The organism is Desulfosporosinus metallidurans (assembly GCF_001936615.1).
Lineage (GTDB): Bacteria > Bacillota > Desulfitobacteriia > Desulfitobacteriales > Desulfitobacteriaceae > Desulfosporosinus > Desulfosporosinus metallidurans.
In genome coordinates this window covers 1-25,190 of record NZ_MLBF01000022.1, presented here as the reverse complement: position 1 = coordinate 25,190, position 25,190 = coordinate 1, and the positions used below count along the sequence as shown (strand labels likewise).

The 25,190-nt window shown below is 43.0% G+C and carries 23 protein-coding genes and 3 pseudogenes; 20 read left to right on the top strand and 6 right to left on the bottom strand.

What is annotated here, in order from left to right; translation table 11 throughout:
• The first annotated feature begins 17 nt into the window (after nt 1-17).
• From DSOL_RS14040 to DSOL_RS13990, 11 genes are all read left to right on the top strand, one after another.
• Nucleotides 18-692 carry a response regulator transcription factor gene (locus DSOL_RS14040; RefSeq protein WP_075365461.1) on the top strand — a complete coding sequence of 225 codons (675 nt, stop codon included), beginning with the start codon at nt 18-20 and terminating at the stop codon, nt 690-692.
• A gap of 29 nt (nt 693-721) precedes the next feature.
• Nucleotides 722-1,543 carry a sugar phosphate isomerase family gene (locus DSOL_RS14035; RefSeq protein ID WP_139314477.1) on the top strand — a complete coding sequence of 274 codons (822 nt, stop codon included), beginning with the start codon at nt 722-724 and terminating at the stop codon, nt 1,541-1,543.
• Between the two features lie 49 nt (nt 1,544-1,592).
• A complete protein-coding gene (nagA, locus tag DSOL_RS14030) occupies nt 1,593-2,762 on the top strand; it encodes an N-acetylglucosamine-6-phosphate deacetylase (protein WP_075365460.1) in 1,170 nt (389 codons plus the stop codon).
• Between the two features lie 22 nt (nt 2,763-2,784).
• Nucleotides 2,785-3,939: a class II fructose-bisphosphate aldolase gene (locus DSOL_RS14025; protein WP_075365459.1), complete on the top strand. Its 1,155-nt coding sequence runs from the start codon at nt 2,785-2,787 to the stop codon at nt 3,937-3,939.
• A gap of 36 nt (nt 3,940-3,975) precedes the next feature.
• Nucleotides 3,976-5,136, top strand: coding sequence for a diphosphate--fructose-6-phosphate 1-phosphotransferase (locus tag DSOL_RS14020; protein WP_075365458.1), 1,161 nt, complete (start codon nt 3,976-3,978; stop codon nt 5,134-5,136).
• A gap of 18 nt (nt 5,137-5,154) precedes the next feature.
• Nucleotides 5,155-6,090, top strand: a complete 936-nt coding sequence (locus DSOL_RS14015; RefSeq protein WP_235838826.1) for a triose-phosphate isomerase — start codon at nt 5,155-5,157, stop codon at nt 6,088-6,090.
• 38 nt (nt 6,091-6,128) lie between these two features.
• Entirely contained in the window at nt 6,129-7,598 is a 1,470-nt protein-coding gene (locus DSOL_RS14010; RefSeq protein ID WP_075365457.1) for a lactate racemase domain-containing protein, read from the top strand.
• 72 nt (nt 7,599-7,670) lie between these two features.
• Nucleotides 7,671-8,390, top strand: coding sequence for a sulfite exporter TauE/SafE family protein (locus DSOL_RS14005; RefSeq protein ID WP_075365456.1), 720 nt, complete (start codon nt 7,671-7,673; stop codon nt 8,388-8,390).
• A 60-nt stretch (nt 8,391-8,450) separates the two neighbouring features.
• Nucleotides 8,451-9,716, top strand: a complete 1,266-nt coding sequence (locus DSOL_RS14000) for a glucose-6-phosphate isomerase (RefSeq protein WP_075365455.1) — start codon at nt 8,451-8,453, stop codon at nt 9,714-9,716.
• A 136-nt stretch (nt 9,717-9,852) separates the two neighbouring features.
• Complete coding sequence (locus DSOL_RS13995) at nt 9,853-10,875, top strand: type I phosphomannose isomerase catalytic subunit (RefSeq protein ID WP_170871509.1); 1,023 nt, start codon at nt 9,853-9,855, stop codon at nt 10,873-10,875.
• Between the two features lie 53 nt (nt 10,876-10,928).
• Entirely contained in the window at nt 10,929-11,888 is a 960-nt protein-coding gene (locus tag DSOL_RS13990) for an aldo/keto reductase (protein WP_083642581.1), read from the top strand.
• A gap of 627 nt (nt 11,889-12,515) precedes the next feature.
• On the opposite strand, the pseudogene DSOL_RS26770 reads toward DSOL_RS13990, so the two are convergent.
• Nucleotides 12,516-12,848: pseudogene (locus DSOL_RS26770) on the bottom strand (DUF4130 domain-containing protein); the annotation flags it as partial.
• Nucleotides 12,848-13,204 (bottom strand): annotated as a pseudogene (locus DSOL_RS28905) (putative DNA modification/repair radical SAM protein); the annotation flags it as partial. The pseudogenes DSOL_RS26770 and DSOL_RS28905, both read right to left, overlap by 1 nt.
• A 1-nt stretch (nt 13,205) precedes the next feature.
• Here DSOL_RS28905 and DSOL_RS13975 point away from each other — a divergent pair.
• Nucleotides 13,206-13,563, top strand: a pseudogene (locus DSOL_RS13975) (DbpA RNA binding domain-containing protein); the annotation flags it as partial.
• A gap of 355 nt (nt 13,564-13,918) precedes the next feature.
• On the opposite strand, the gene hepT reads toward DSOL_RS13975, so the two are convergent.
• The 3 genes from hepT to DSOL_RS13960 form a co-directional block, all read right to left on the bottom strand.
• Complete coding sequence (gene hepT, locus DSOL_RS13970) at nt 13,919-14,332, bottom strand: type VII toxin-antitoxin system HepT family RNase toxin (protein WP_075365453.1); 414 nt, start codon at nt 14,330-14,332, stop codon at nt 13,919-13,921.
• On the bottom strand, nt 14,325-14,810 hold the full coding sequence (gene mntA / locus DSOL_RS13965) for a type VII toxin-antitoxin system MntA family adenylyltransferase antitoxin (RefSeq protein WP_075365452.1): 486 nt from the start codon (nt 14,808-14,810) through the stop codon (nt 14,325-14,327). Before mntA ends, hepT begins: the two co-directional genes overlap by 8 nt.
• Nucleotides 14,811-14,947: 137 nt before the next feature.
• Nucleotides 14,948-15,187, bottom strand: coding sequence for a hypothetical protein (locus DSOL_RS13960; RefSeq protein ID WP_075365451.1), 240 nt, complete (start codon nt 15,185-15,187; stop codon nt 14,948-14,950).
• A gap of 63 nt (nt 15,188-15,250) precedes the next feature.
• Between DSOL_RS13960 and DSOL_RS26765 the strand changes: the two genes are divergently transcribed.
• Entirely contained in the window at nt 15,251-15,571 is a 321-nt protein-coding gene (locus DSOL_RS26765) for a DnaJ family domain-containing protein (protein WP_083642579.1), read from the top strand.
• A gap of 22 nt (nt 15,572-15,593) precedes the next feature.
• Here DSOL_RS26765 and DSOL_RS13950 read toward each other — a convergent pair whose 3' ends face one another.
• Entirely contained in the window at nt 15,594-16,505 is a 912-nt protein-coding gene (locus tag DSOL_RS13950) for a ribonuclease Z (protein WP_075365487.1), read from the bottom strand.
• 114 nt (nt 16,506-16,619) lie between these two features.
• On the opposite strand from DSOL_RS13950, the gene DSOL_RS13945 reads away from it, so the two are divergent.
• The 7 genes from DSOL_RS13945 to DSOL_RS13915 all read left to right on the top strand — a co-directional run.
• Nucleotides 16,620-17,243 (top strand): HD domain-containing protein, encoded by a 624-nt coding sequence (locus tag DSOL_RS13945; RefSeq protein ID WP_075365450.1) that lies wholly within the window; start codon nt 16,620-16,622, stop codon nt 17,241-17,243.
• 191 nt (nt 17,244-17,434) lie between these two features.
• The gene (locus DSOL_RS13940) at nt 17,435-19,525 is read left to right on the top strand and encodes a sigma 54-interacting transcriptional regulator (protein WP_075365449.1); all 2,091 of its coding nucleotides are present in this window, start codon (nt 17,435-17,437) and stop codon (nt 19,523-19,525) included.
• A gap of 253 nt (nt 19,526-19,778) precedes the next feature.
• On the top strand, nt 19,779-21,137 hold the full coding sequence (locus tag DSOL_RS13935; RefSeq protein WP_075365448.1) for a thiolase family protein: 1,359 nt from the start codon (nt 19,779-19,781) through the stop codon (nt 21,135-21,137).
• Nucleotides 21,138-21,220: 83 nt separating this feature from the next.
• Entirely contained in the window at nt 21,221-22,369 is a 1,149-nt protein-coding gene (locus tag DSOL_RS13930) for an acyl-CoA dehydrogenase family protein (protein ID WP_075365447.1), read from the top strand.
• Between the two features lie 83 nt (nt 22,370-22,452).
• Nucleotides 22,453-23,427 carry a CoA transferase subunit A gene (locus DSOL_RS13925; protein ID WP_075365446.1) on the top strand — a complete coding sequence of 325 codons (975 nt, stop codon included), beginning with the start codon at nt 22,453-22,455 and terminating at the stop codon, nt 23,425-23,427.
• Complete coding sequence (locus DSOL_RS13920) at nt 23,427-24,236, top strand: CoA-transferase subunit beta (RefSeq protein ID WP_075365445.1); 810 nt, start codon at nt 23,427-23,429, stop codon at nt 24,234-24,236. The genes DSOL_RS13925 and DSOL_RS13920 overlap by 1 nt, the downstream gene beginning before the upstream one ends.
• A gap of 100 nt (nt 24,237-24,336) precedes the next feature.
• On the top strand, nt 24,337-25,190 hold an 854-nt coding region (locus DSOL_RS13915), incomplete at its 3' end, for a CaiB/BaiF CoA transferase family protein (RefSeq protein WP_075365444.1).

Sequence of the window (25,190 nt, the reverse complement as noted above, 5' to 3'; positions counted from 1 at the left end):
GGAAGGCTGGTAGAACTATGTCAGAGAAAATCAAAATTATGATAGCGGAAGATTTTCAATTATTACGTGAGGATTTGGGAGAATTCTTAGGTTCTCAACCGGATATGGTTGTTGTGGGTATGGCCGGCAGTGGGACCGAAATATACGAGCTTTCGATGAAGACCGACTGCGATATTATTCTAATGGATATAGAGATGGAGACTTTGAATGCAGGTATTATCGCGACTGAAAAAATACGACAAGTAAAGACAGAACAAAAAGTAATATTTCTAACTGCCCATGAGACAGAAACTATGATTTTTACCGCAATAGGTACGGGTGCGGTTGATTACGTGGTAAAAGGTCGTAATGAAGCGGATATTCTTGAACACATACGCCGTGCCTATATAGGAACACCCATCATGGAAGGAATTATTCACGAAAAGATTCTAAAGGAATATTCAAGGCTGCGGCGCTCAGAGCGCAGTTTGCTTTTTTTTATAAATAATGTGTCGCAACTCACATCGACTGAGAGGGAATTGGTGAAGCTATTGCTTCAGGGTAATAATGCAAATGAAATTGCTTTAATTCGATGTGTTGAGCTTGTCACCATAAAGACCCAGATAAAAAGTATGCTTCGGAAATTTGGATGTACCAGAACGAAAGAAATTGTCAAAATGATTCGGGATTTAAACATAGAGCATTTGTTTTGAGCTAACAAGGATAGAGAGAGGCGTTACTATTGCAAAAAAAATATTATGAGCTTACAAAAAATGAGCTGCTAATGAACCCCAAAATACCAGTGCGTATCCTGATTGATAATGAGGCGGTTTTTAGTTTAATGGCAGAGGAAATCCTCAGAGAAATTGAAACTAATAATCTCCAGGGTAAGAGGACAGTCCTAATTTGCCCTGTCGGGCCTGTTGGGCAGTATCCCTATCTGGTCGAGATGGTAAACAGCAGAAATATAAGTCTAAAAAATACCTGGTTTATCAATATGGATGAATATCTTAATGATAACCTGGATTGGATAGATATGAATGACCGTTTAAGTTTTCGTGGTTTTATGGATAAAGAAGTCTATTCGAAAATTAATAGCGAGCTGATTATGCCGGAAAATCAGAGGGTGTTTCCTGACCCTAAGGATCCCGCAGCTCTGCCTAAACTCATAGAGAAGATTGGAGGAGTTGATGTGGTTTTCGGTGGAATCGGTATTACAGGGCATGTAGCCTTTAATGAACCGTCGGATGATATGTCCTGTGAAGAGTTTCTGCAATTAAAAACAAGAACCCTTGAAATATCCAGGGAAACTAGAGCGGTTAACTCTATCGACAGCCTTAATGGCGCGGTTGATGAGATGCCGCATTACTGCATAACTGTTGGCATGTACGAGATATCCCGTGCCAGGAAGATACGCCTATATTGTTTTCGGAACTGGCACCGCTCGGTCGTGAGGAAAGCTTGTCATGGCGAGCCAACGGCCTCATTTCCAGTTGCTTTGCTGCAAGGCCATAACGATATTTCGCTGAGCATCACTGAGAACGTAGCCACTAATGGCTTCTAAATTATAAAAAATAATCAAAAGATAGATTTATATCGAGGTGGTGTAAGGTTTGGAGGATCTCCTAATTGAAAATGGGGAAGTTTTAGTCGACGGTCGATTTGAAAAAGTCAATATTCTGGTCAAAAACGGAAAAATAACAAGTTTAGCGCGGATCGATTCAGATTGTAAGACGTGTAATGTATTGAATGCTTCGGACAAAAAGATCGTCCCCGGTTTTATAGATATTCATACTCATGGAGGATATGGAGTAGACGTTAATAATGCTACGACTGCGGATCTCCTTAAACTTAGCCGTTTTTTTGCTGCACAGGGTACAACCGGATGGCTTGCATCGATCGTAACTGATACCTATGAACAAACAACCTGGTGTATAGGACAGATTCGCCAAGCAATGGAAGAAGCTAACGATGGAGCTCAGATTTTGGGGATTCATCTGGAGGGACCCTTTCTTAGCAGCGACTATAAAGGATCAATGCAGGGGGCTTTGCTACGCAAAGCAGATAGTTCTCTATTTGATAACTATCAGAAGGCAGCTAAAGGCTTGATTAAATATATTACGGTCTCACCCGAAGTGGACGGTGCGCCTGAGTTTATCAAGGAAGTATCGGGGCGTGGCGTGATCGTCTCAATTGGTCACTCCGGAGCAGATTACGACACTGCGAGACATTGTATTCGCAACGGCGCGGCGAGCGCAACACATACTTTTAACGCGATGAGCTTATTGCATCATCATTCACCGGGTATATGCGGCGCAGTGTTGGAGATGGATGTTTTTTGTGAAGCAATTTGTGATGGGATACATCTTCATCCGGGAATTATCAGGTTGCTACTGAAAACGAAGGGAATTGACAAAGTAATAGCAGTTACTGACAGTATTATGGCGGCCGGGATGCCGGATGGGCTCTATAATCTTGGAGCGAGCAGTGTAAAAGTTACAGGTGGGGACGCAAAACTAATAAGCGACGGCACGCGTGCGGGAAGTACGCTCACAACTTCGGTTGCTCTTAGAAATCTGGTCGACTATACCGGTAGAAATTTAGAAGAGGTTATCATGCTGCTTACAGCTAATCCAGCATCACTACTGCGGATTGACAGCCATAAAGGCTCAGTTATGGTAGGTAAAGACGCTGATTTCGTGTTGCTTGATGAATTTCTCCGAATCGATACTACGGTAGTCGGCGGCAGAGTGGTGTTTGAAAATAAGACGTTAATCAACTAAATTTCGAAAGGAAGATTTCATAATGCCGATTGTACCTTTAAGGCCACTATTAGAGGCCACAAAAAAATACTCCTTTGCCCAGGGCGCTTTTAACGTTAATTCTGTGGCACAGGCAAAAGCGGCAATAGAAGTTCATGAGATGTTTTGTTCGGCTGCTATTTTGCAGGGTGCTGACCTCGCGAACGGGTTTATGGGCGGGCGAACAGATTTTTTAAATGCCACGCTTGAGGATAAAAAAATTGGTGCGAAAAATATTGCCGACGCCGTTATAAAATACGGCGCGAATTCTAGAATACCAATTGTCCTTCATCTTGATCACGGTAAAGACTTTGATTCCTGTAAGGTCGCTATTGATAATGGGTACACTTCCGTCATGATTGACGGCTCATCACTTTCATTTGACAAAAATGTTGAACTCACGCGTGAAGTGGTTAAGTATGCACATAATCTGGGTGTAACGGTTGAAGGGGAACTTGGGGTACTGGCAGGGGTGGAGGATCATGTGTTTTCGGAGGACTCGACTTATACTAATCCCAGTAAGGTTGTGGAGTTCCTGAAAAAAACGGGTGCTGATTGTCTGGCAATTTCCTATGGCACAATGCATGGCGCGTCAAAAGGGAAGAATGTTAAACTTCGTAAGGAGATTGCGATTGCTGCCAGAGAATGTCTGCTACATGAGCACATATTTGGCGTGCTGGTATCTCATGGCTCCTCAACAGTGCCCAAATATATCGTTGACAAGATCAACAATCTGGGCGGTGAGTTAACAGACACGCATGGTGTACCTATTGAGGAGCTCAAAGCTGTGATACCGTGCGGCATAGGAAAAATTAATGTTGATACGGACATCCGTCTTGCGGTCACCAGAAATTTAAAAGAACTCTTTAGTTTTAATCCGGAACTACGTACAAGCGCATCCGTTGGGCAGATTTATCAACTGCTCGAGGCCAACAAGTCTAAATTTGATCCGCGTATTTTCCTTGTACCGATTATGGATACGATGATGAAAGGAATAATTCCGAATGATGATGTCGCCAAAGTCGTTGATTGTATAGAACGCGGTGTCAAAGAGGCAGTGGGAACATTGATCGTCGAGTTTGGCTCGGTGGGCAAGGCGGATCTGGTGGAATGTGTAACTCTTGAAGAAATGGCCCAGAGATATAAGAACGGACTATAAGCAATAATATAAAACGTGATTAGGGGAGAGCATGTCTTGAAAGGTAATTTGTTGATTGTACATGGAGGCGGACCGACCGCTGTAATTAATTCGTCTCTGTATGGTGTAATAAAAGAAGGACAAAATCATCCCGAAATAGGCGCGGTATACGGAGCTCAAGGCGGTACGGGGGGAATATTGTCGGGCAATTTCTACGATTTTTCAAAAATGCAGCCTAAGACGTTGGAATTGTTAAAACAAACTCCGGCCTCTGTCATTGGAACCTCCAGAACACCTCTTGAGTCTAGTGATTACAAGGCTATGATTGAGGTATTTAAGCAAAACGCTATAAAATACGTTTTATTTAACGGCGGAAACGGATCGATGGATACCTGCGGTAAACTTTATCAAGCCGCTTTAAAAGAAGGCATTACAGTCATCGGTATTCCAAAAACCGTCGATAACGATTTGTCAATTACGGATCATTGTCCCGGTTTTGGCAGTGCGGCTCGGTATATCGCACAGACAGTAGCAGAGATTTCGGAAGATGTTCACTCTTTGCCAATACATGTCAGTATCGTCGAGTCGATGGGAAGAAATACTGGCTGGATAACCGCGGCGGCGGCTTTGGCAAAATCTGAAAAAGCCTATGGTCCTGACATGATATGCCTTCCGGAAGTTGCGTTCAATGAAGAAAAATTCCTATCGGAAGTAGAGTCAATATACAAAAAAAACGGATGCGTTGTAATCGTTGCCAGTGAAGGGCTAAAAAATGAGGACGGCTCAACCATAATAAAGCCTATTTTTCAGATTGGGCGTTCCATTTATTTCGGTAATGTCGGGGAACATCTTGCTGAACTTGTCGTCAAAAAACTCGGTATAAAGGCGCGAAGCGAAAAGCCGGGAATTGCCGGACGGTCATCAATTTTGAATCAATCTCCAGTTGATAGGTATGAGGCAATACTAGCCGGAGCTGCGGCCTGTAAAGCGTCGGTTGAGGGCAAAACAGGCATAATGATTGGGTTTGAGCGTCTGAGTACCAACCCTTACAAAATAAAAACAAGGGAGATTCCTATTGAGCAAGTAATGCTCCATGAGAAAGAAATGCCGAAGGAATTCATTGCCGAAAATGGTTACGGCGTAACGTGTGATTTTTTGGATTGGTGCCGTCCCCTAATCGGGGGTCCTCTCTTGCAATTTGCAAGACTGGATGGGTAATAACGAGAGGGAGTGTAGATGGTGATGACACACTTGTTTGTCAACCTTAAACGTTTTGAAGTCTCTCGCGCAAAAGGCGGTCTTTGTCCGTATGAAAGCCCTAAGCTCTGGATTGAAGGGATACTAGCTGAGACTGTAAAGCTTGGAGTCGGCACGTTGGACGAACTGCAAGTTGTATATTTGGTACCGGAAGCACTGATTATTCCGGCACAGGAAAAGCTTGCAGAGTATGATGAAGACTTGAGAAAATGTATTCAAATTGGCTGCCAAAGCGTTTTTCGGCAGAATATTGTCATAGGCGGAAATTTCGGAGCCTTTACGTCTAGTTTCCCTGCTGCTAGCGCCTACCAGTTGGGGTGCAGATGGTCCATGATAGCGCACTCTGAGGAAAGACGCGATAAGAAAGGAGTTATTGCAGCATTTGAGCCGGACTTAGATAAAAACGAGAACCTGAAAAAACGTGCGGCAGTAGCGGTAGACAGTTTGGTCAACCAGGAGGTACTGGCAGCTCTTGAGCAAGGAATGAATATACTGCTTTGCGTCGGTGAAACCGCAGAAGAACGTGGAAACGGTAGCCCGGACGAGCAGAAAAAGCGCACCTCGGAAATCCTTGCAGGTCAACTAAAACGCGGGTTGGATCAGGTGCGGATGCATCTCTCTAGACAGCAAATTGTGATAGGGTATGAGCCGATATGGGCGATCGGTCCCGGAAAAACACCGCCCGACGGCGAATATATCTCATTTGTTTCACGTTTAATTAAGGATGAAGTTCAAAAAATACTGGATATAGATATCCCTGTTATCTATGGCGGCGGATTAAATGAAAAAAACGCGGCCACGATATCAAACGTACCCTCCATAGACGGCGGCTTGGTTGCTCTTACTCGTTTTACTGGTGAGATTGGTTTCTTTGCTGCAGATTTTAAAACCATTATTGATATATATCTCTCTTAAATTTATGCCGAATGCAAACGGCGGAATGGATGATAACTATGAAATTGGAATTTGAATACGGACAGGGAATGATGTCAGCAAATCTGCCCGACAACACCGATATTTTTATACCCAATGAAACAGTAAAGGATCCACCCTATTTAGAGGACGTTTACGCAGCAACCAAGGAATCTCTGCTTAATCCGATAGGAATGGCGCCAATCTCTACGCTTGTTAAAGAGGGATCAAAGGTTGTCATCATTTTTCCCGACAGGGTAAAAGGCGGGACACAACCCACTGCTCACCGCAAAGTCTCCATTAAATTGATATTAGAGCACTTATACGAATCCGGCGTCCAAAAAGAGGACATCCATCTTATATGTTCTAATGGCCTGCATCGTAAAAATACCGAAACCGAAATTAAGAGCCTTCTGGGCGAAGAGATATTTAACAGTTTTTGGTACACACATCAGATTACCAATCACGACAGCGAGGACCGCGAAAATATGGTCGATCTCGGTACAACGAAGCGCGGCGATCCGGTTCTGATGAATAAGAGGGTCTTTGAATCTGATTTGGCGATATTAATCGGACATGTTCAGGGAAACCCCTACGGCGGATATTCAGGCGGCTATAAACACTGCGCCACAGGCATCACTCACTGGCGCTCTATTTCCTCTCATCATGTGCCAGACGTAATGCACCGAAAAGATTTTACACCGGTCAGCACCCATTCCCTGATGCGTTCAAAATTTGACGAAATAGGTATGCACATGGAGAAATGCATGGGCAAAAAGTTTTTCTGCTGTGACGCCGTGCTTGACACGTATTCACGTCAGATTGCGGTTTACAGCGGCTATGCAAAGGAAATGGAGCCCATCTCCTGGAAAATCGCCGATGAGCGAACATATGTCCCTTGGGCAGAGAAAAAGTATGACGTGGTTGTCTTTGGTATGCCGCAATCTTTCCACTACGGTAACGGAATGGGCACGAATCCTATCTTTATAATGCAGGCTATTTCCGCGCAGATTATAAGGCATAAAAGGATTCTCAGCGATCAATGCGTAATCATCTGTTCATCGATCTGCAACGGCTATTTTCATGATGAGGAATTCCCGGGTTATCACGAAGTTTACGACCTGCTGCAGCATAACTATAACAATGTTTTACCTGATCTTGCGAAATATGGCGAGTATTTTGCTACCAATGAGGAATATATCAGGAAATACCGCTATTCATACGGCTTCCATCCGTTTCACGCCTTCTCAATGATTAGCTGTGGTCATATAGCAGAGATGAATACCTCGGCAATTTATATCGTCGGTGCGCAGGAACCAGGCTATGCCAGAGGAATTGGCATGAAAACAAGAGCCACCTTTGAGGAAGCCATTGAGGATGCAAAAAAGAAATATGTCGGGCCGAACCCCAATATTCTGGCTCTGCCTAAGACATTTACGATGGGTGCAGTACACCTCATGATGAAAGATGAAATGTACAATCATGTCAATGAAGGTCACAACCATGGTTGATATTATTCACAGCAACTATAGATTAATGGATGCTTTGTGATAGAGATATATAGCAGATATTGAGGAGAGTAAATGACTTATTTGTGGGTTGGGATTATTGCGTTTCTCGGCAGCATGTTGCAAACATCGACAGGTTTTGGCTTTGCAATTGTCTGCATGGCGCTTTGGCCATTTTTCATTCCGTTTAAAGTTGCGGCGGCAGTTGAAGTTTTTTCAGCGTTTTTGATGGTTATTTACATATCCATCAAATTGCGAAAACATATTAACCTCAAGATGCTGATATTTCCCACGATTTCATCCTTTATAACGGGGACTTTGGGTGTTTTTCTTCTAGTGTCAAGTGGCGACGCTATTTTACGCAGAGCGCTTGGAGGAGTATTGTTTCTGATGTCGCTTTACTTCTTCTTATTCAGTGAAAGAATCAAAATAAAGCCGACCCCTGCAAAAGGCTTGCTTGCAGGAGCAATTAGCGGGATACTTAACGGACTCTTTAACGTTGGTGGTCCACCTATGGTTGTCTATTTCCTGTCGTCCACCGATGACAAGCTTGAGTATAACGCAACTATCCAGTTTTACTTCTCCTTGAGCTCGATCAGTGTGCTGGGTATGCATTTGGCAATGGGTAACTTTAGCTTAGACATTGCCAAATTCAGCCTCGCTGCCACGGGCGGCTTGGTACTAGGCATTTTTGCGGGCATGTATCTATTCAAGAAGTTCTCCATTAATACGATTAAAAAAGCCGTCTATCAGTCAATGGCTGTGTTTGGCTTGATGTTATTGATATTTGGTTAACTGCGGATAGGGTAGGTAAGCGAAACTTATTTAAATATAAAATGGTGGAGGCCGTATGTCATGAAGAAAATAGAAATTTCTTTGGGTGACCAGTCAAAATTATTAAACTTGGACGCGATAGAGAACTTTACCCAAAAACACACGCATTACTTAGATGAAGCTCTTTCAAAAGAAAAAATCTACGAAAATAGCCTTGGCTGGCTTGATATCGATGAATGGGCAGGAGAGGTTGCCCTAAAAAGAATTCAGGATAAGGCGAACGAAGTACGGAACGATGCGGATGTCTTTGTACTGATTGGCGTCGGTGGCTCAAATCAGGCGGCGAGGGCAGCTATCTCGGCTCTGCCGCAGGAGAATGCACCTGAGATACTCTACGCGGGTAATAACCTCTCTGCAGATTATATGAATAAATTGCTTAAAGCTTTGGAGGGCAAATCTGTTTATATAGATGCGATTGCAAAAAATTTCGAAACTATAGAGCCAGGTGTTAGCTTCAGAGTGCTGCGTCAATATCTCGAGAAACGCTATGGTAGCGGGGCTGCCGGTAGGATCGCGGTGACAGGGACAAAAGGTAGCTCTCTGTATCAATTGGCCCTTGATAACGGGTATACTTTCTTTACCTTCCCGGAGAATATAGGCGGCAGGTATTCCGCGCTGTGTGATGTCGGGCTCTATCCCATGGCTGTTGCCGGTATTGACATTGCTAAGCTGGTACAGGGAGCAAAGGAAATGAGAGAGCGCCTTTCGGTCGAGCCGGCTGAAGAAAACATAGCCTTTCGCTATGCGGCGTATCGTAATTTATTGCAACAAAAGGATTATCGTTTGGAGATGATGTCGTTTTTTGAGCCGAGGTTTTACTACTTCAGCAGATGGTGGATACAGATGCTAGCTGAGAGCGAAGGCAAAGACGGCAAGGGAGTATATCCTGTCGTCGGAAACTTCTCTGAAGATTTGCATTCAATCGGGCAGTTTGTGCAGGAGGGTAGAAGAATGATCTTTGAAACCTTTCTTGATGTTACCGAGAGAGACAGCAGTCTTATCATAGCCGGTGATGACAAAAAAGATTACTTCGATTATTTGGAGGGTAATGATCTTTGGAATATCAATAAAATTGCCTTGCAATCGACTTTCGATGCTCACGATAAGGGCGGGATTCCTTGCATGAAATTGACGATACCGAAATTAGATGAATATTATTTCGGTCAGATGTTTTATATGTTTATGTTTGCGGTCTACTTGTCCGGAAAAATGCTTAAAGTAAATCCCTTTGACCAGGGGGGGGTAGAGGACTATAAGAAAAACATGTTTAAGGCCCTTGGCAAATGATTTGCACCTGAAGAATTCGGCAAAATGTGAGGAATCACTGCTAAATGAACGGAGATGTCTGAACATGATACCCTATAGTTCTGGTATTCTGAAACTTGAGCCTACGAGGGTGTGGCGGGCATACAAGGGAGGTAAATTGCTGGAGGAATGGCACTACGCACAGGCACCTCAGGACGGCAATTTCCCCGAGGAATGGGTAGCATCATCGATTAAGGCCAGGAATCCCGGCAGAGAGAGTAAAACGGAGGAAGGCTTAAGCAGGGTCAGCATGCTTGGCGGCGGCCCGCTCCTTAAAGAGCTGATTGAGCAGGATCCGGTATCGTTTCTAGGCAGAGGTCATTTTGAGAAATACGGCTGCAACATGGCAGTACTTGTTAAGATGATTGATTCTCTCAGCCGCCTCATAATCCAGGTTCATCCGGATAAGGAATTTGCAAAAAACGTAATGTCGTCGGACTATGGAAAAACTGAGGCTTGGTACATTATAGGCGGTCGAGAAATAGACGGACAGGAGCCGTATGTTTTGATTGGCTTCAAGCCTGGGATGACAAAAGAAAAATGGAGAATGCTTTTTGATAAGCAGGATATAGACGGCATGCTTAATGCGCTGAATAAACTTGCGGTTAAGCCGGGGGAAGTTTATCTTATAGAGGGCGGCGTTCCTCATGCAATCGGAACTGGTTGTTTTCTTATTGAGATACAGGAGCCGACCGATTACACAATGAGGGTTGAGAGGAAGACCCAGCAGGGCATAGTATTCCCTGATGAGCATTGTCATCAAGGCATCGGATTTGATAAGATGTTCGACTGTTTCCATTACGATTGTTATACTGAAGCTGAAGTTGTTAAACGATGGCGTTTGACTCCAAAGTTGCTTAGCCGTGATCAGAGTGCAGAACAATGGGCACTGATCAATAGAGAAGCAACAGAGCTCTTTGAGATGCAGAGAGTTATCGTTAGGCAAGGATTGGACCGAAAGATGAACGGCAGATATTGCATCGCCATTATATCTGAAGGCGGCGGATGTATAGGAAGCGGTAACGATAAATTTGACGTTTGCAGAGGCGACCTGGTCTTTATCCCTGCATCTGTTGATACAATAAGCTTCGAGGCAGGTGGCGAGCCTCTAGAGGCAATATTGTGTTTTCCTCCGAAATGATTTTTAGGTAATTTCATCGAGAGATAGATTAAGATAAAAGAAGGAATTGATACGTGAGGTACTTAAATCTAAACGGCAATGGCCTTGACTTGAAAGTTTCAAAACTAGCAATGGGAACAGACAAACTCGCATTAAGTCTGACAGACGCTGAGTTTTTTTATCTTTTGGATATATTCACGGATGCTGGTGGAAACTTCATCGATACGGCAAGGGTTTATAGCGGAGGCAAAAGTGAAGAAGTAATAGGTCGATGGCTGGAGAAAACAGGGAAACGCAGTAATATAGTACTGTCTTCTAAAGGCTGTCATCCACCAAAAGACGATATGTCCCAAAGTAGACTGTCGAGAAAAGATATGGAGTATGATCTGAATCTTAGCCTTAAAGCTCTAAAAACCGACTGTATCGATATTTACTGGTTACACAGAGATGACCCGTCACGCACTGTTGATGAAATCGTTGAGAACATTAACACCTTCATAAAAGAGGGCAAAATCAGGATGGCTGGCTGCTCGAACTGGTACTCTGACCGGATAGAACAGGCGAATAAATACGCGGCTCAAAAAGGTTTATGCGGCTTCTCATCAAGTCAAATTCAGTGGAGCCTAGCTCATACCAGCGAAGATATATATCAGGATTACGATATAGTAATTATGGATGAAATAGAATATGAGTACTATGAAAATAGAAGCCTGCCGATCTTTGTGTATGCTTCGCAAGCGCAGGGGTTTTTCCCAAAAGTTGCAAAGGGCGGCCTTGACGCACTGAGTGAAAAAACCCGTAAACGATTTGGCAGTGAGGATAATCTGAAAAGACTTGAAGTCTTAAAAGCATTTGCTGTAAACCACGGTATCTCTTTAACGGCGGCATCTCTGATTTATATCACTTGCAATCGGCTCTCCGCGGTGCCAATAATCGGATCGAGAACACCCCTTCAATTGCGTGAAAGCCTCGAAGCCGCAGACTTGATAATTACTTCAGATGAAGCGGATAAGCTGTATTATATAGATAAATAGACCACACGGTATTTTTGATCCGTGGGACGATGGAGAATAAGGGACATAGAAAGAATATGGATTTGAGTAGGGATCACACCGGACAATATATGATAGCATTTTAGAAAATGATCTCATAAAGACATACTGTAATCAAGATTCATTTATTAAAAAATTAAGAGAGAGAGATTTACTTATTTTCAACTGGCTTTTCTGGCAAGACCAAGTCAGGCAATGTGATAGCCTAAACGGTATGTTTACTACTTAGAATATGAGAGACAGGTTGGTTTATAGTATGGAATTTTTATATTGTTCGTAGAGCATGATGTCATGGTGATAAAAACGCTTCGTTATGCAAAGAGCTTGTCCAAACGAGGTTGAGGTTTTCAATATAGAAACCTATGAAGGGGAAGCAGATAAACTGCGAAATAAATGAGCAAAACTTAAGACAGATGTTCCTCTTGTTATCAAACAATCAGCGTATCGTGATATTGTGGGCCCCCTTACCGAGTATATTAAGTCAAATGAACATGCCTCAAGACCAGGAGATGTAATAACCGTTCTTCTCCCACAGTTTGTTGTTGCAAAGCCCTGGGAGATGGCACTTCACAATAACACCAGTCTGTTTATTGCTAGATCACTATTAAATTATCGAAATATCGTTTGTTTCAATGGTGCCTTTTCAAATCGAGGAAAAGTCCGAAATGTATAAGGATATTGACTTAGAAATTGAGTAATGCTAAAAGCATATGATGACAGAACAGATTTTAAGGCATTATGACCCCAATACCGTTTTGGCATCAGAGTCATACGACACCTTGGGTTATTTCTCCCTTCAATGGCAATTGTCTTATAGAATTGCTTCCATAATCGACGGTACTCAACTTCAGTACTATTAACTTCTGGCAACGTTAACTCATCGACAAACATCAGCTCCGCTTTTTGTGACCGATAAATTAAGGCCATACGGTGGGTTTTATCTTCTCCAAATGGTTGAGTGCCCAATTGCATTTGGGATCAACCTGTAGATTGAAATTCGGATTTTGTTCATCAAGCAGTTCTTTTGCTTCAAAGCCATAAAACCGTAAAAGCCAGTCAGCCTGATAAAGCCGATGCTCACTCAGGAGTGGTGGTTTAACATCTATAGAAGGTAGCAGTGAATGCTCCGCTACTGGCATATAGGCAGAGAAAAAGACCCTTTTAAGACGGTATTTTCTGTAAAGCCCTTCGGTTAGGGTTAATATTTTATGGTCTGTGTCGGGAGTCGCCCCCACAATAAGCTGAGTGCTCTGTCCGGCCGGGACAAATTTAGAAGCATGACGGAATTTTACGAGGTCACAAGAGATTCTTTTGAAGGAAAGACCGGAAGAAGAGATGGTGCATCAAGCCAAACAAGACTTTATGGCGAAAACCAATACGTTGCCAGAATTCAAAGAAGCAAAGGGCGCGCAGCTGAGCACTGAAATTATGAAAATTCATGTGAATGCAGGGAAGAAAACCAAGATGAGATCGGGCGATATTGTCGGCACACTTTGCAGTATTCAAGGCATAACCGCGGCTGATCGGGATCATCAATATCTTGGATGTATCAACTTTTGTCGAAATCTTAAATAATAAAGGTGAGTTAGTGCTGCAAGAGCTGCAAAACACTTCGATTAAGGGTCGGCTTCGGAAGGTAAGCAAAGCGGACAGGTAAACGAGCAAGGTGCCTCGCGTATTGACGCGGAGCACCCTGCTCGTTATATGGGGTGGATATCTATCTATAGAATCGCTTGGACATTCCACGTTTAGCGGATGAGGTTGTAAAACACGGTGGACAACTATATTCCCTCACTTCAAGGCATATTTCGCTGGAAGATCTTTACGTTAACCTGATTCAGGGAAGGGGGGACGAATCATGTTAACCATACGTGGAAATTTTCTAATCGGGACATATAAGGCTAGTCCAAGAACAATGAAACTGTAAAGAAACAGGGCAATAGGGGGGGAGTTTGAAAGACCGGTGTTCTGGAATTAAGATTTACAGATAATCTTTTACAGATTATTCTCAGTTACATAGAGGGCAATCTGCTGAGATATCGGTTGATGTCTTCAAGATTGCCATGAATAATATTATAGACCACCTCAGGAGAAATTTCCCAATAGACATGGACTAGCCGGTTGCGAAATTTAGTTATCTCGATCATAGCAGGTTCTAAGTTTTGAGTTATTCTATGCTTTTCTAATTCACGAAAAACGTCCGCATAAGTTTTGGGAGCGTCGAATTGTTGATCCACTTGAAGAATGGAAATAAGACGATTCCCTAAATTGATGCAGGATTCGATACATAATTGCAGATAACGCTCAGAGGCACTCTGTAATATTGAATTATTCAAATAATCTTCACGGGATGTTTTAGCGACTTCTTTCAACCGTCCGAGATTCTTTGAGATTTGACGCATTTGAAAAGCAAGTTTTTCATCCATAAACGGGCCTCCCTGAAAGAGTTTCAAGTAGTGTGTTGTTGGATTCATCAAGTAGTGGTTTAAAATCCAGATAATACTTAACCGTTTTTTCCCAATAGTCAATGTATTCCACTCGGTTGTTAAGTAAAAGAATCTTCGATTGTTTTATAGCCCCGTACTGCATGGATAGAGGAGCGGTATTCAGATTAATTACATCAATATCATCAGATTGAAGTAGGTCAGTGATAATTCCCATGACTTGTCTGTGAAGACTTTCGAGATCATCAGTACTAAGATCTTTATGATACAAAACAGCCAAATCTACATCGCTTAATGGGGTTTCCTTGTTTGTGGCTAATGAGCCGAAGAGAATCACAGCGCTGATTTGTTGCTTTAGGCACGCTAATGAATGTGGTAAATCATTGAGTCTTTGGCGAATGAAATTGAAGTCCAAAGGTTTATTATCAAAAATCATAGTTACCACCGTCCCTAAAAGCATTATACCAAAAATTCCTTCGAGGGATAGTTGTCTTGGCGAAAAATTAGCAAAAGCATCATATGACAGCCTAACAAATTACAGTCCACGCAGTGGGCTGACTGCTTTGCGATCAGAAGCGGGACATGGTCAATTGGACATTAAATGTGTACTAGCATAATACCCACCAAAACATACGCAATGACCAATAGCATAATAAGGAGCGCAATATATCCGGTAAAGTTGCGACTCGGTCTGCCGAGATCGTTGACGATGAAAAAGATACTGTGACCAAGGCCTACAGCAAAAGATAGCCAGCCGAGCGCAATGTGCTTCGCGTATTGACGCGGAGCATTTTGCTCGTTATAAATGAAACAATCGTCAATGGACATATAGTGCATGAGGGTACCTTTCATCATATAATACGAAAACAAATATCATTTGTAAGATGTGGGGGGAGCAACATGAAGGATATATTTAGTATTTTCACTGAACGGAGAATTCAGGAAGCGATCGCTAGGGGTGATTTCAAAAACCTTCCGGGTGCAGGGAAACCTTTGAAAATTGAGGGTTTGTATTTTTTACCCCGAAAGCTTAGAGGAGCATACATTGTCCTGAAAAACTCAGGCTATATCGATCAAACCACCAAAGAATCCAATAGTTTTCCGCTTTCCGTGAATGCTAATTCATACTTACCTGATGGAAACCCTTCTATTTCTAGGCAAGAACTTTCTGAAAAGGTCTATAATCATAACGTCATGATGGATTGCAGACATAGGAGATAACGATATCTAATGGGGAGGCAATCTAATCAACATACTTCATTGTTGTAGTGAGCAAATCCCTCCCAGCTATAGTATTCGTAAAAATTATTTTCACGGCCTCCAGATATTCTTCTGGCTTTGTTAAGGATGGACTATAGTGAGTAAGCCAGAGTTCTTTGGCTCTTCCTTGTTTCGCAAGTAATCCAGCTTCGGAAAACATCATATGCTTTTTCTGCACAGCTTTACATAAGTTGTCCTCATTACCATACATCCCTTCACAAATAAAGAGGTCTGAGTCTTTAATAAACTTGACTAAATCTTCTGTTGGCCTCGTATCTGTACAATAGCTAACTTTAATCCCCCTTCTTATTTCACCAAGAACCATTTCGGGGCTTACAGTCTTTCCTTCAAGTGCTATTGTCAAACCTTTCTGAAGACTGTTCCAGTAGTTGATAGGAACGCCTAATTTCTTAGCACGTTCAACATCAAATTTACTCCGTCGTTTAAGCTCAATACAATATGATAAGCAAGGAAGAGAATGATCAACGGGGATACTCTTGATATCAAGATTACTTATGCATGCTTCGGCACGTTCAAGATCTGATAGTTCAATCAATCTCAACTCGTAGGGTAATTCAGGGGAAATGACAGTTACACCTTCAACAACTTTTTTTATTCCTGGAGGCCCCATCAAAGTTAACGGTTCTTCCCTTCCTGAATTACCTATTGTAAGAAGCAGTCCGGGTAATCCTGCTATATGATCCGCATGATAATGGGTAAATAGAATTGCATCAATAGTTTTGAAACCCCATTTTATCATTTTCAGAGGGATTTGAGTTCCTTCACCACAATCTATTAGAACCATTCTTCCGTGATACCTTATCAGAAGGGATGATAGCCAGCGATCCGGCAGTGGCATCATACCTCCTGTTCCCAATAAACAAACATCAAGGATAAATATCACCTCAACAAACTAATATTATAGTCTTTCAGGCTGGACCAGTGCATTAAATTCAGAAGGTTGGGGTAAGCATAGATTAAATATTGTTTAAACTGGAGTAAGTTAAATATGCAAACATTTATTGAATTCGATTCTCATTTATTGAATGACAAAAAACCTTCAAACTACTTTAACGAATTAAGCAAGACAGGAATTTTCGAAGTTAAATACCCTTACACATTACTGGGAGACTTAATGAAAGTACCCCAGGCCCCGAAGCATCACCCAGAAGGTAGTGTTTGGAAACATACCATGTTAGTTCTAGATAATGCAGGGGAAAGGAAACATCTCAGCCAAAATCCAAAGGTGCTCATGTGGTCTGCTTTGCTCCATGATTTGGGTAAAGCACCCGCAACGAGGATAACAAAGGGGAAAATAACTTCATATGACCATGATAAATTGGGAGAGAGGCTTTCCGTTGAATTTCTCAAGGAATTCAACAATGATGACGAATTTATAAACCGAGTTTCAAAGATGGTAAGGTGGCATATGCAAATACTCTTTGTTACGAAGGGACTACCTTTTGCAGATATCCGAAGAATGGTTTCTGAAGTTTCCGTTGAAGAGGTAGCACTTCTTGGGTTATGTGATAGGTTAGGAAGAGGAAATATAACCCTTGATAAGAAGCTGATAGAGGAAAAAGGTATTATTACTTTCTTGGAAAAATGCCATAAATATTTAAATAACGGGTGATGGTATATTTTGTGTACTCAGAGGAAGGCCTATTCACCACCTAAGCTAGGAACCAATGGAAACTTTAAGTCTTAGCTTAATGGCCGATTTTAGGCAGGAAATATGATAATTGTGAAGAATAGAATGAAAATATGAATAATCTTTAATGATGGCAATTGAAGCGGCAATAACAAATTAAGGAGTGAATCAATATGCTCCTTCAAGAAGGTACGAATGCCCGAATTTCATATTTGAACCTCGGCGATACTATAGCTAAAGCTGTGAGCATTTTCATGGATCTAAAGATTGCCATAATCCCAGTGTTAGATGGGGAAGGCGGACTATTGAGTGTGTTTAGTAGGAGCAGCCTTTATCGGGCAATCCTAGACGGTGCAACCTATAAAGACATAGTTGATCCCTACTTAATAAAAGAAGTGATCAGTATTTCGGACGATCTCACAGACGATCAGTTAGCTGATTTTGTGAAAGTGAGTCCGGTCGGGTCGGTTCCTGTTGTAAACAGAGAGGGTAAAGTTCTCGGACTCTTATGCAAAGCCAATATGGTTATGACCTTATTTAGACACTCCGAACTATTGAACGTACAGTTGAAAGCTATTTTAGACTCCATGCATAACGGTGTGATTGCCGTTGATAGCCAAGGTATAGTAACTCATTTTAATATTGGGGCAACCCGAATACTAGGCTCAAAAGCGGATACCTCCCTTGGCCAGCCCTTTAAAGAGTTTTTGCCTAATTTAGACTTAAATCCGGCTCTAATTCACGGTGAGGTTCAAATAGGGCTAAAGTACAGGCGCCATAACATTACAATGGTCGTAAATATTACTCCTTTAAATATTGGAGGGAGCATCGCTGGAGGAATTATCATCTTCCAAGACCTTACCGACTTGGAGCAAGCCGCCAGAGAATTGGAAACAGTTAAAGCTTTAAACAAGACTTTCGATACAGTTCTTAATATCATCCATGATGGTATCATTGTGGTGGATGAAAGAGGGAAAACTACTCTTATTAACCATGCGATGGCGGATTTTTTATCGTTGAGTTCTGAAGAGGTTATAGGAAAACATATTACTGATATCATGGAGACGAGTAGGTTACACATTGTAGCCAGTACTGGTATTTCGGAAACTAGTGATGTCCTGACAATTCAGGGCAAGCCGTTAATTGTTTCCCGGATGCCGATAATAAGAGAAGGGAAGGTCGTTGGCGCAGTAGGAAAAGCAGTATTTCCCCAACTTGCAGAAGTCCAGGAACTAGTCGAAAAACTACGTTTCTTAGAAAATAAAGTGACGTTTTTTCAGGAAGAACTACAGAAAAATAAGACTGCTCAGGATATTATGAAAGGCATAGTTGCCGAAAGTGCTGAAATGAAAAAACTAAAGGAAGAGATATCGATTGTTGCCTCAAGTAGTTCTACTGTGTTAATCACCGGGGAGAGCGGCACTGGGAAAGAGGGAGTGGCCCACGCTGTTCATCTCTGTAGTGACAGATGCAAAGGACCATTTATTAAAGTGAACTGTGCCGCTATTCCAGAAAATTTAATGGAAGCGGAAATGTTTGGTTATGTTGCGGGCGCGTTTACTGGTGCAGCAAAGGCCGGTAAACCGGGACGTTTAGAGATGGCCGATGGTGGAACGCTCTTTTTAGATGAAATCGGGGACATGCCCCTAGCTCTACAATCCAAGTTATTACGAGTGTTACAAGACCGTGAATTCGAACGTTTAGGTGGTACAAAAAGCATTAAGGTAAATGTCCGTATTTTAGCAGCTACCAATAAAAACCTCAATAAAGCCATTTCTGAAGGAGAGTTCCGAGCGGATCTTTATTATAGGTTAAATGTCATCAATCTGCATTTACCGCCGCTACGAGAGCGTGCTGAGGATATAGAAGCATTAACCCATTTTTTCATAACCAAATTTAACCATATTCTTAAAGGAAACGTCATGGGCATTGTCGATGATGCTATGAAGACTTTGTTAAACTACTCATGGCCGGGAAATATACGCGAATTAGAAAATGTCGTGGAGAGGGCTGTAAACTATACGCGGAGCGGTTTGATCCAGTTAACTCACTTACCGAATCAAATACTGACGAACAGCTCTTCTGAAAGTGAGGTAATCACTGGAACAATTCGGCATCAGGACAAAATTGGCCGCATAGAACGAAACATGATTGTTGTAGCCCTTGAAAAGGCTGGGGGCAACAAGACAAAAGCCGCAAAGCTCCTAAACCTTAGCAGGTCGAGGCTTTACGATAAACTTAGTAAATATGATCTAAACTATTGAATTTGTTTTCTTGGTAATAGTCATCAGACTTTACGAAGCGTCCCGAAAGCGGACACATTTCGAACAAATGTGTCTGCTTTCGGGACGCTTATTTTTAGCCTAGTGCGCAAAGCAACGGGATTGTTCTTTGGCATGCAAATTGCAAGATAATTCATAGGATTCGGAATAACGGAATATAGGGGATCGGATGATTTATAGGTGCGAAATTCGATGCATTCGGTTTGTGATTCCAAAAAAATGGAGGGAATAACACATGTCTAAAGTAACCCAAAAGCTTGAACTTACAAGAAAAAGCTATTACAAGGATGCGAAAATCAGTGCTTACGGGGAAAGAAAGCCTGATTATTCAACCATGGGCAGGAAAATCTCTAACACCTATGCCAAACAACGTGAAGTTGTTTGCGTAGAAGCCTGTAGAACTCCCTATGGTAAATCCCTTGGTGCGTTAGTAGAGTATGATGCTGCCCAATTAGGAGCTTTAGCTATTAAAGAAGTAATCCGCAGAACCGAAGGCAAGGTCGCTCCTGGAGATGTAGATTATGTCATCATGGGACACGTTGTGCAAGCTGGGAGCGGACAAGTTCCAAGCCGTCAGGCTACTCTTCTGGCAGGACTTCCTGAACACGTGCCTTCCATTACGGTCAATAAGGTTTGTTCCTCCGGAGTTAAAACGATTGATCTGGGGGCTCAGATGATTGCCCTAGGAAGAGCCGAGATCGTTATAGCCGGTGGTCAGGAGAGCATGAGCAACATCCCCTTTGCACTTCCTGATATGAGACGAGGAAAGAAAATGGGCTTTCTAAATGCTGACTGTGAAGACCTTATGGTAAAAGATGGACTATGGGACGCTATCTATGATCGTCATATGGCCATTCATGGTTCTGAAGTGGCTGACGAATTTGGTTACACCCGTGAAGAACAGGATGAATGGGCACTACATTCTCAGTTGGCTGCCTCAGATGCCATGGCTGCTGGAAAACTTGACAACGAACTCTTCCCGGTTGCTATAAAAAGAGGCAAAGAAATCCTGGAAAAGGATGAAGGACCCCGTGCTAATTCCACGATCGAAGGCCTAGCCAAACTTGGTCCAGTGTTCAATCATGTCAGTTCTGTCACCGGAAAACCTGGTAGTGTAACCGCTGGCAATGCACCGGGTACCAACGATGGCGGAGATGTCTGCCTACTGATGAGTCGCGTTAAGGCTGATGAACTGGGTGTAAAACCTCTATTCACCATAGTTGACTATGCGGAAGTATCCCAACCCACAAAAGATATTGCGACAGTTCCTGGTCTTTCCATTAAGAAGGTACTGGAGCAAAACAATATGACATTGGATGATGTTAAACTCATTGAGATCAACGAAGCGTTCGCGGCAGTAGCACTGGTTAGTGCCCGGAGCATTCTAGGTATGACGAAGGAGCAGATGTTTGAGAAAGTCAATGTCAACGGCGGCGCGATTGCTTATGGTCACCCTATCGGAGCAACCGGAGCTAGAATCGTTATGACGTTGGCTTATGAACTGAAACGTCGTGGCGGTGGTTATGGGGTGTGTGGAATCTGTGCCGGTCATGCCCAGGGCGATGCTATGCTTATCCATGTCGATGCTGACTAACGTTTATAAAAATTTTCATGAACCTGCCGGTTTTCAGGGAGATTTTGGTAAGAAAATAACAGAAGAATTGGAGTGGAATTAATATGGATTTTCAACTAAGTGAAGAAACCCTTATGGTTAGAGACATGGTGAGGAAATTTGCCAAAAGCCAAGTTGCACCTTTAGCGGCAATTATTGATAAAAGCCATGAGTTCCCCATGGATACTTGGAAGAAAATGAGAGAACTAGGTCTAACGGGTTTTCCTATACCTGAAGAATGGGGCGGTGGTGGCGGTACCTATCTGGACTTTGCTATTATCGTTGAGGAGTTAGCCAAGGCCTGCGCATCGACAGCAGTTGTAACCAGCGTACACACAGGTCTGGGTTGTATGAGTATTTACCTATATGGTAGTCAGAGATTAAAAGAAAAATATCTAAAGAAACTGTCTACCGGTGAGATAATTGGTGCCTATGCCTTGACTGAGCCTAACGCTGGATCTGATGCTGCTGCCTTAAAATGCAAAGCTGAAGATAAAGGAGACCATTTCCTAGTCAACGGTAGCAAAATATTTATTACTAATGGTGGACACGCGACCACCTATTGCACCTTTGTTAAGACGGATTCAACTCAGCCCAAAGGTAAAGGGATTATCTGCTTGATCATAGAAAAAGACACCCCTGGGTTTAGTATCAGTGAACCTGTTGACAAAATGGGTATGCACGCAGACCCAACTTGTGAACTTTTTTTTGAAAATGTGAAAGTTCCTAAAGAAAATGTCTTGGGAGAAATCAACAATGGCTTCGCTGTTGCTATGGGACTTCTGACCGGTGGTCGTATCACGATTGGCGCTCAGGGTCTGGGAATTGCTGAGGGATCCCTGGAATTTACCACCAATTACATTAAGGAAAGACAGCAATTTGGTAAACCGTTGGCCTCCAATCAGGGCGTTCAGTTCATGATTGCAGACATGGCTACCAAGATCGACGCTGCCCAGATGCTGATTTACAGAGCTGCATGGCTCAAAGATAACCAAAAGCCCCATAACAAAGAAGCCTCTATGGCCAAGCTCTTCGCCACGGACGTTGCAATGGAAGTCACCACTAATTGTGTACAGTTGATGGGTGGATATGGTTACTGTTCAGAATTCCCGGTTGAGCGCATGATGAGGGATGCTAAGATTACCCAAATCTATGAAGGGTCTAATCAGATTCAGCGCATGATCATCGGGCGTGAAGTAATAGGCCGTTTTTAGTATGGAACTCCCACTCTTATAGAAGAGGAGTCTCGGATGTAGATTAAACGTGGACACCAATTGAATAGGGGAGGTTTTGTACAATGGCCAGGCCTAAAAAAGTAAGTCTCACTGAAGCGATAGAACAGATTAATAATGGCGATATGTTGACATTCGGAGGTTTTACTGTTTGGCGGCGTCCTATGGCAGCCATTTATGAGCTGATTCGGCAGAAAAAACGCAATCTTCATCTGGTCGAGGTCAATGGTGGAACCCATGATGATATGCTCGTAGGAGCAGGTTGCGTAGGAATATGGGAATCTAGCTGGTGTGGACACGAACTCTATGGAAAGTTCGGCAGTAACTTGGCCCGCAAAATTGAAAAAGGAGAAATTTTGTATGAAGACTGGGCGCATATCCATGTCTTAAACAGGTTGACTGCCGGAGCCAATGGTCTTCCGTTTTTACCCACGTATGCGGCTATGGGAAGCGATATGTTGAATCCGGAGAATGATAACCTGGGCAAAGCCGGGCTCCGTGATGGATCCAACCCCCATATAGGTAAGTATAAATATGTTATGTATAAAGAACCCTTTACGAATTCTGAGATCGTCTTGATCCCAGCTGCTAATCCAGACTGGTGTATCACTCATGTCCAAATGGTGGGGGCCGAAGGGACCGTGAGAGTCGATGGATTGAAATTTAGTGATCAAGAAGTTATTAAGGCTTCTAAGCATAATATTATTATCGCTGAACAGGTTGTTCCTGAAGAATACTTGCGTCGAGAACCGACCCGCAATATGTTACCGGGTTACCTAGTTGATTATATTGTCGAATTACCCTGGGGTGCTCACCCTACAGGTTTGTATGGGGTACATGAACCTGATGGCGACTTTATTGCCAACTTCTTTAAAGCCACCCGCACACAGGAAGGGTTTGATAAATGGGCTGATGAATGGATCTTCGGCGTTAAAGACTTCCAAGACTATCTGAGTAAATTAGGTATTAACCGTTTAGAATCCCTCAAAGCCAATCCTGCCCTAGGCTATTCTTCGACAATGAAAAGGGGGTCAAGATAATGGATAGCAAAAAAGGATACTCTAAACCCGGTGAATTTAAGCCCATTGACCTCTTGGCCTGTGCTGCTGCTCGTGAAGTAAAGGATGGCGAAATAGTCTTTGCGGGAACTGGCTTACCCATGTTGGCTATCATGGTAGCGCAGCATACTCAAGCCCCCACAGCCGTCTGTATCTATGAATCGGGATCTATTGACGGTAGACCCATCGACCTGCCGACCTCGGTGGCCGATGCTCGGTGCAGCTACCAGGCTGCAGTTGCCGATGGCCTAACCGACGTGTTTGGACAACTACAGTCTGGCAAGGTTGACTTAGCTTATCTGGGTGGTGCTGAAGTCGATCTTTATGGGAACGTTAACTGCACCTTTATGGGCGGCCCTACCGGTAAAAGGCTTACCGGCAGTGGTGGTAATTCAGATATTCATTCTCTAGCCAAGAGAAGTGTATTGATTATGCCCCAGTTAGGTCAAAAACGTCGTTTTGTGGAAAGAGTCAGCTATATCACCTCGCCTGGTTGGAAGATTCCTCATTGGCCAGATAAAGAATGGGTTCCCAAACGGGAGGTCTATGGTTCTGCGTTCAATGGTGGACCAGCCGCTGTTATTTCTGACATGGGTGTCTATCGCTTTGATGAAAACGGCGAGATGTATCTAGATACGGTTCATCCCGGTTTTACAGCTGAGGAGTGCCGTGAAAATTGCACTTTCGATCTAAATATCACTAGGGTTAAGGGAGAGACTCTGACTCCTACCTATGAAGAGTTAGATCTGCTCTATAAAATTATTGATCCAGAAGGAATTATTATGAAGTGAAGCAGAGTAGAGTATGGAAATCCACTTATAGAAGTGGATTCTGGGAAGTGGATAAAATGCCTGGCTGCCGTTATAATTTTCATAGAAGGGAGGTTGGACTATGAGTTTACCATTAGAAGGCATTAAGGTATTAGATTTATCCAGATATTTGCCCGGTCCTTTGGCCACACAAATATTGGCAGATTTCGGGGCAGAGGTCACGAAAATTGAGGATCGTAAGGGTGAATTAGGCCGATTTTTAGAACCTATGATCAAGGATACTAGTGCACGTTTCTATACAGTGAATCGTAATAAGAAGAGTATGGGCCTGGATTTGAAACAGCCGGAAGGTAAAGAGATTTTCAAAAAGCTGGTTGCTGAAGCTGATATCGTCGTTGATCAGTTTCGCCCCGATGTCATGAACAAACTTGAACTAGGTTATGAAGTCTTAAAAGAGATTAATCCACGTCTAATTTATTGCATCATCACGGGTTATGGTTTAAACGGACCGTTGCGTGATGCAGCTGGGCACGACATTAATTATCTCAATATCGCAGGTGTCACTGAATTACTGGGAACCAAAGACGGTCCTCCTGCTATGAGTGGTGTACAGATTGCGGATACTGCCGGTGGGAGCCTGTATTCAGTGATCGCCATTTTGCTTGCTTTAGCAGCACGAGAAAAAACGGGTAAAGGGCAGCTTTGTGACGTGGCTATGATGGATGGAGCCCTCAGTCTTCTCTCCTATACCATTGGCGAATGGTCTGGGGGAGATGGAAGCCTGCCCAAACGTGGCGGTGAACTGTTGACCGGTGGCTATGCTACTTATAATAATTACGAGTGCAAAGACGGTAGATATGTAAGTCTGGGCGCCGTAGAGGATAAATTCTGGGCCGTTTTCTGTAGAAAACTGGGTGTGGAGGAGTATATTCCTCTGCAGATGGATATACCAAGTCAGCCAAATATTCAAGCGTC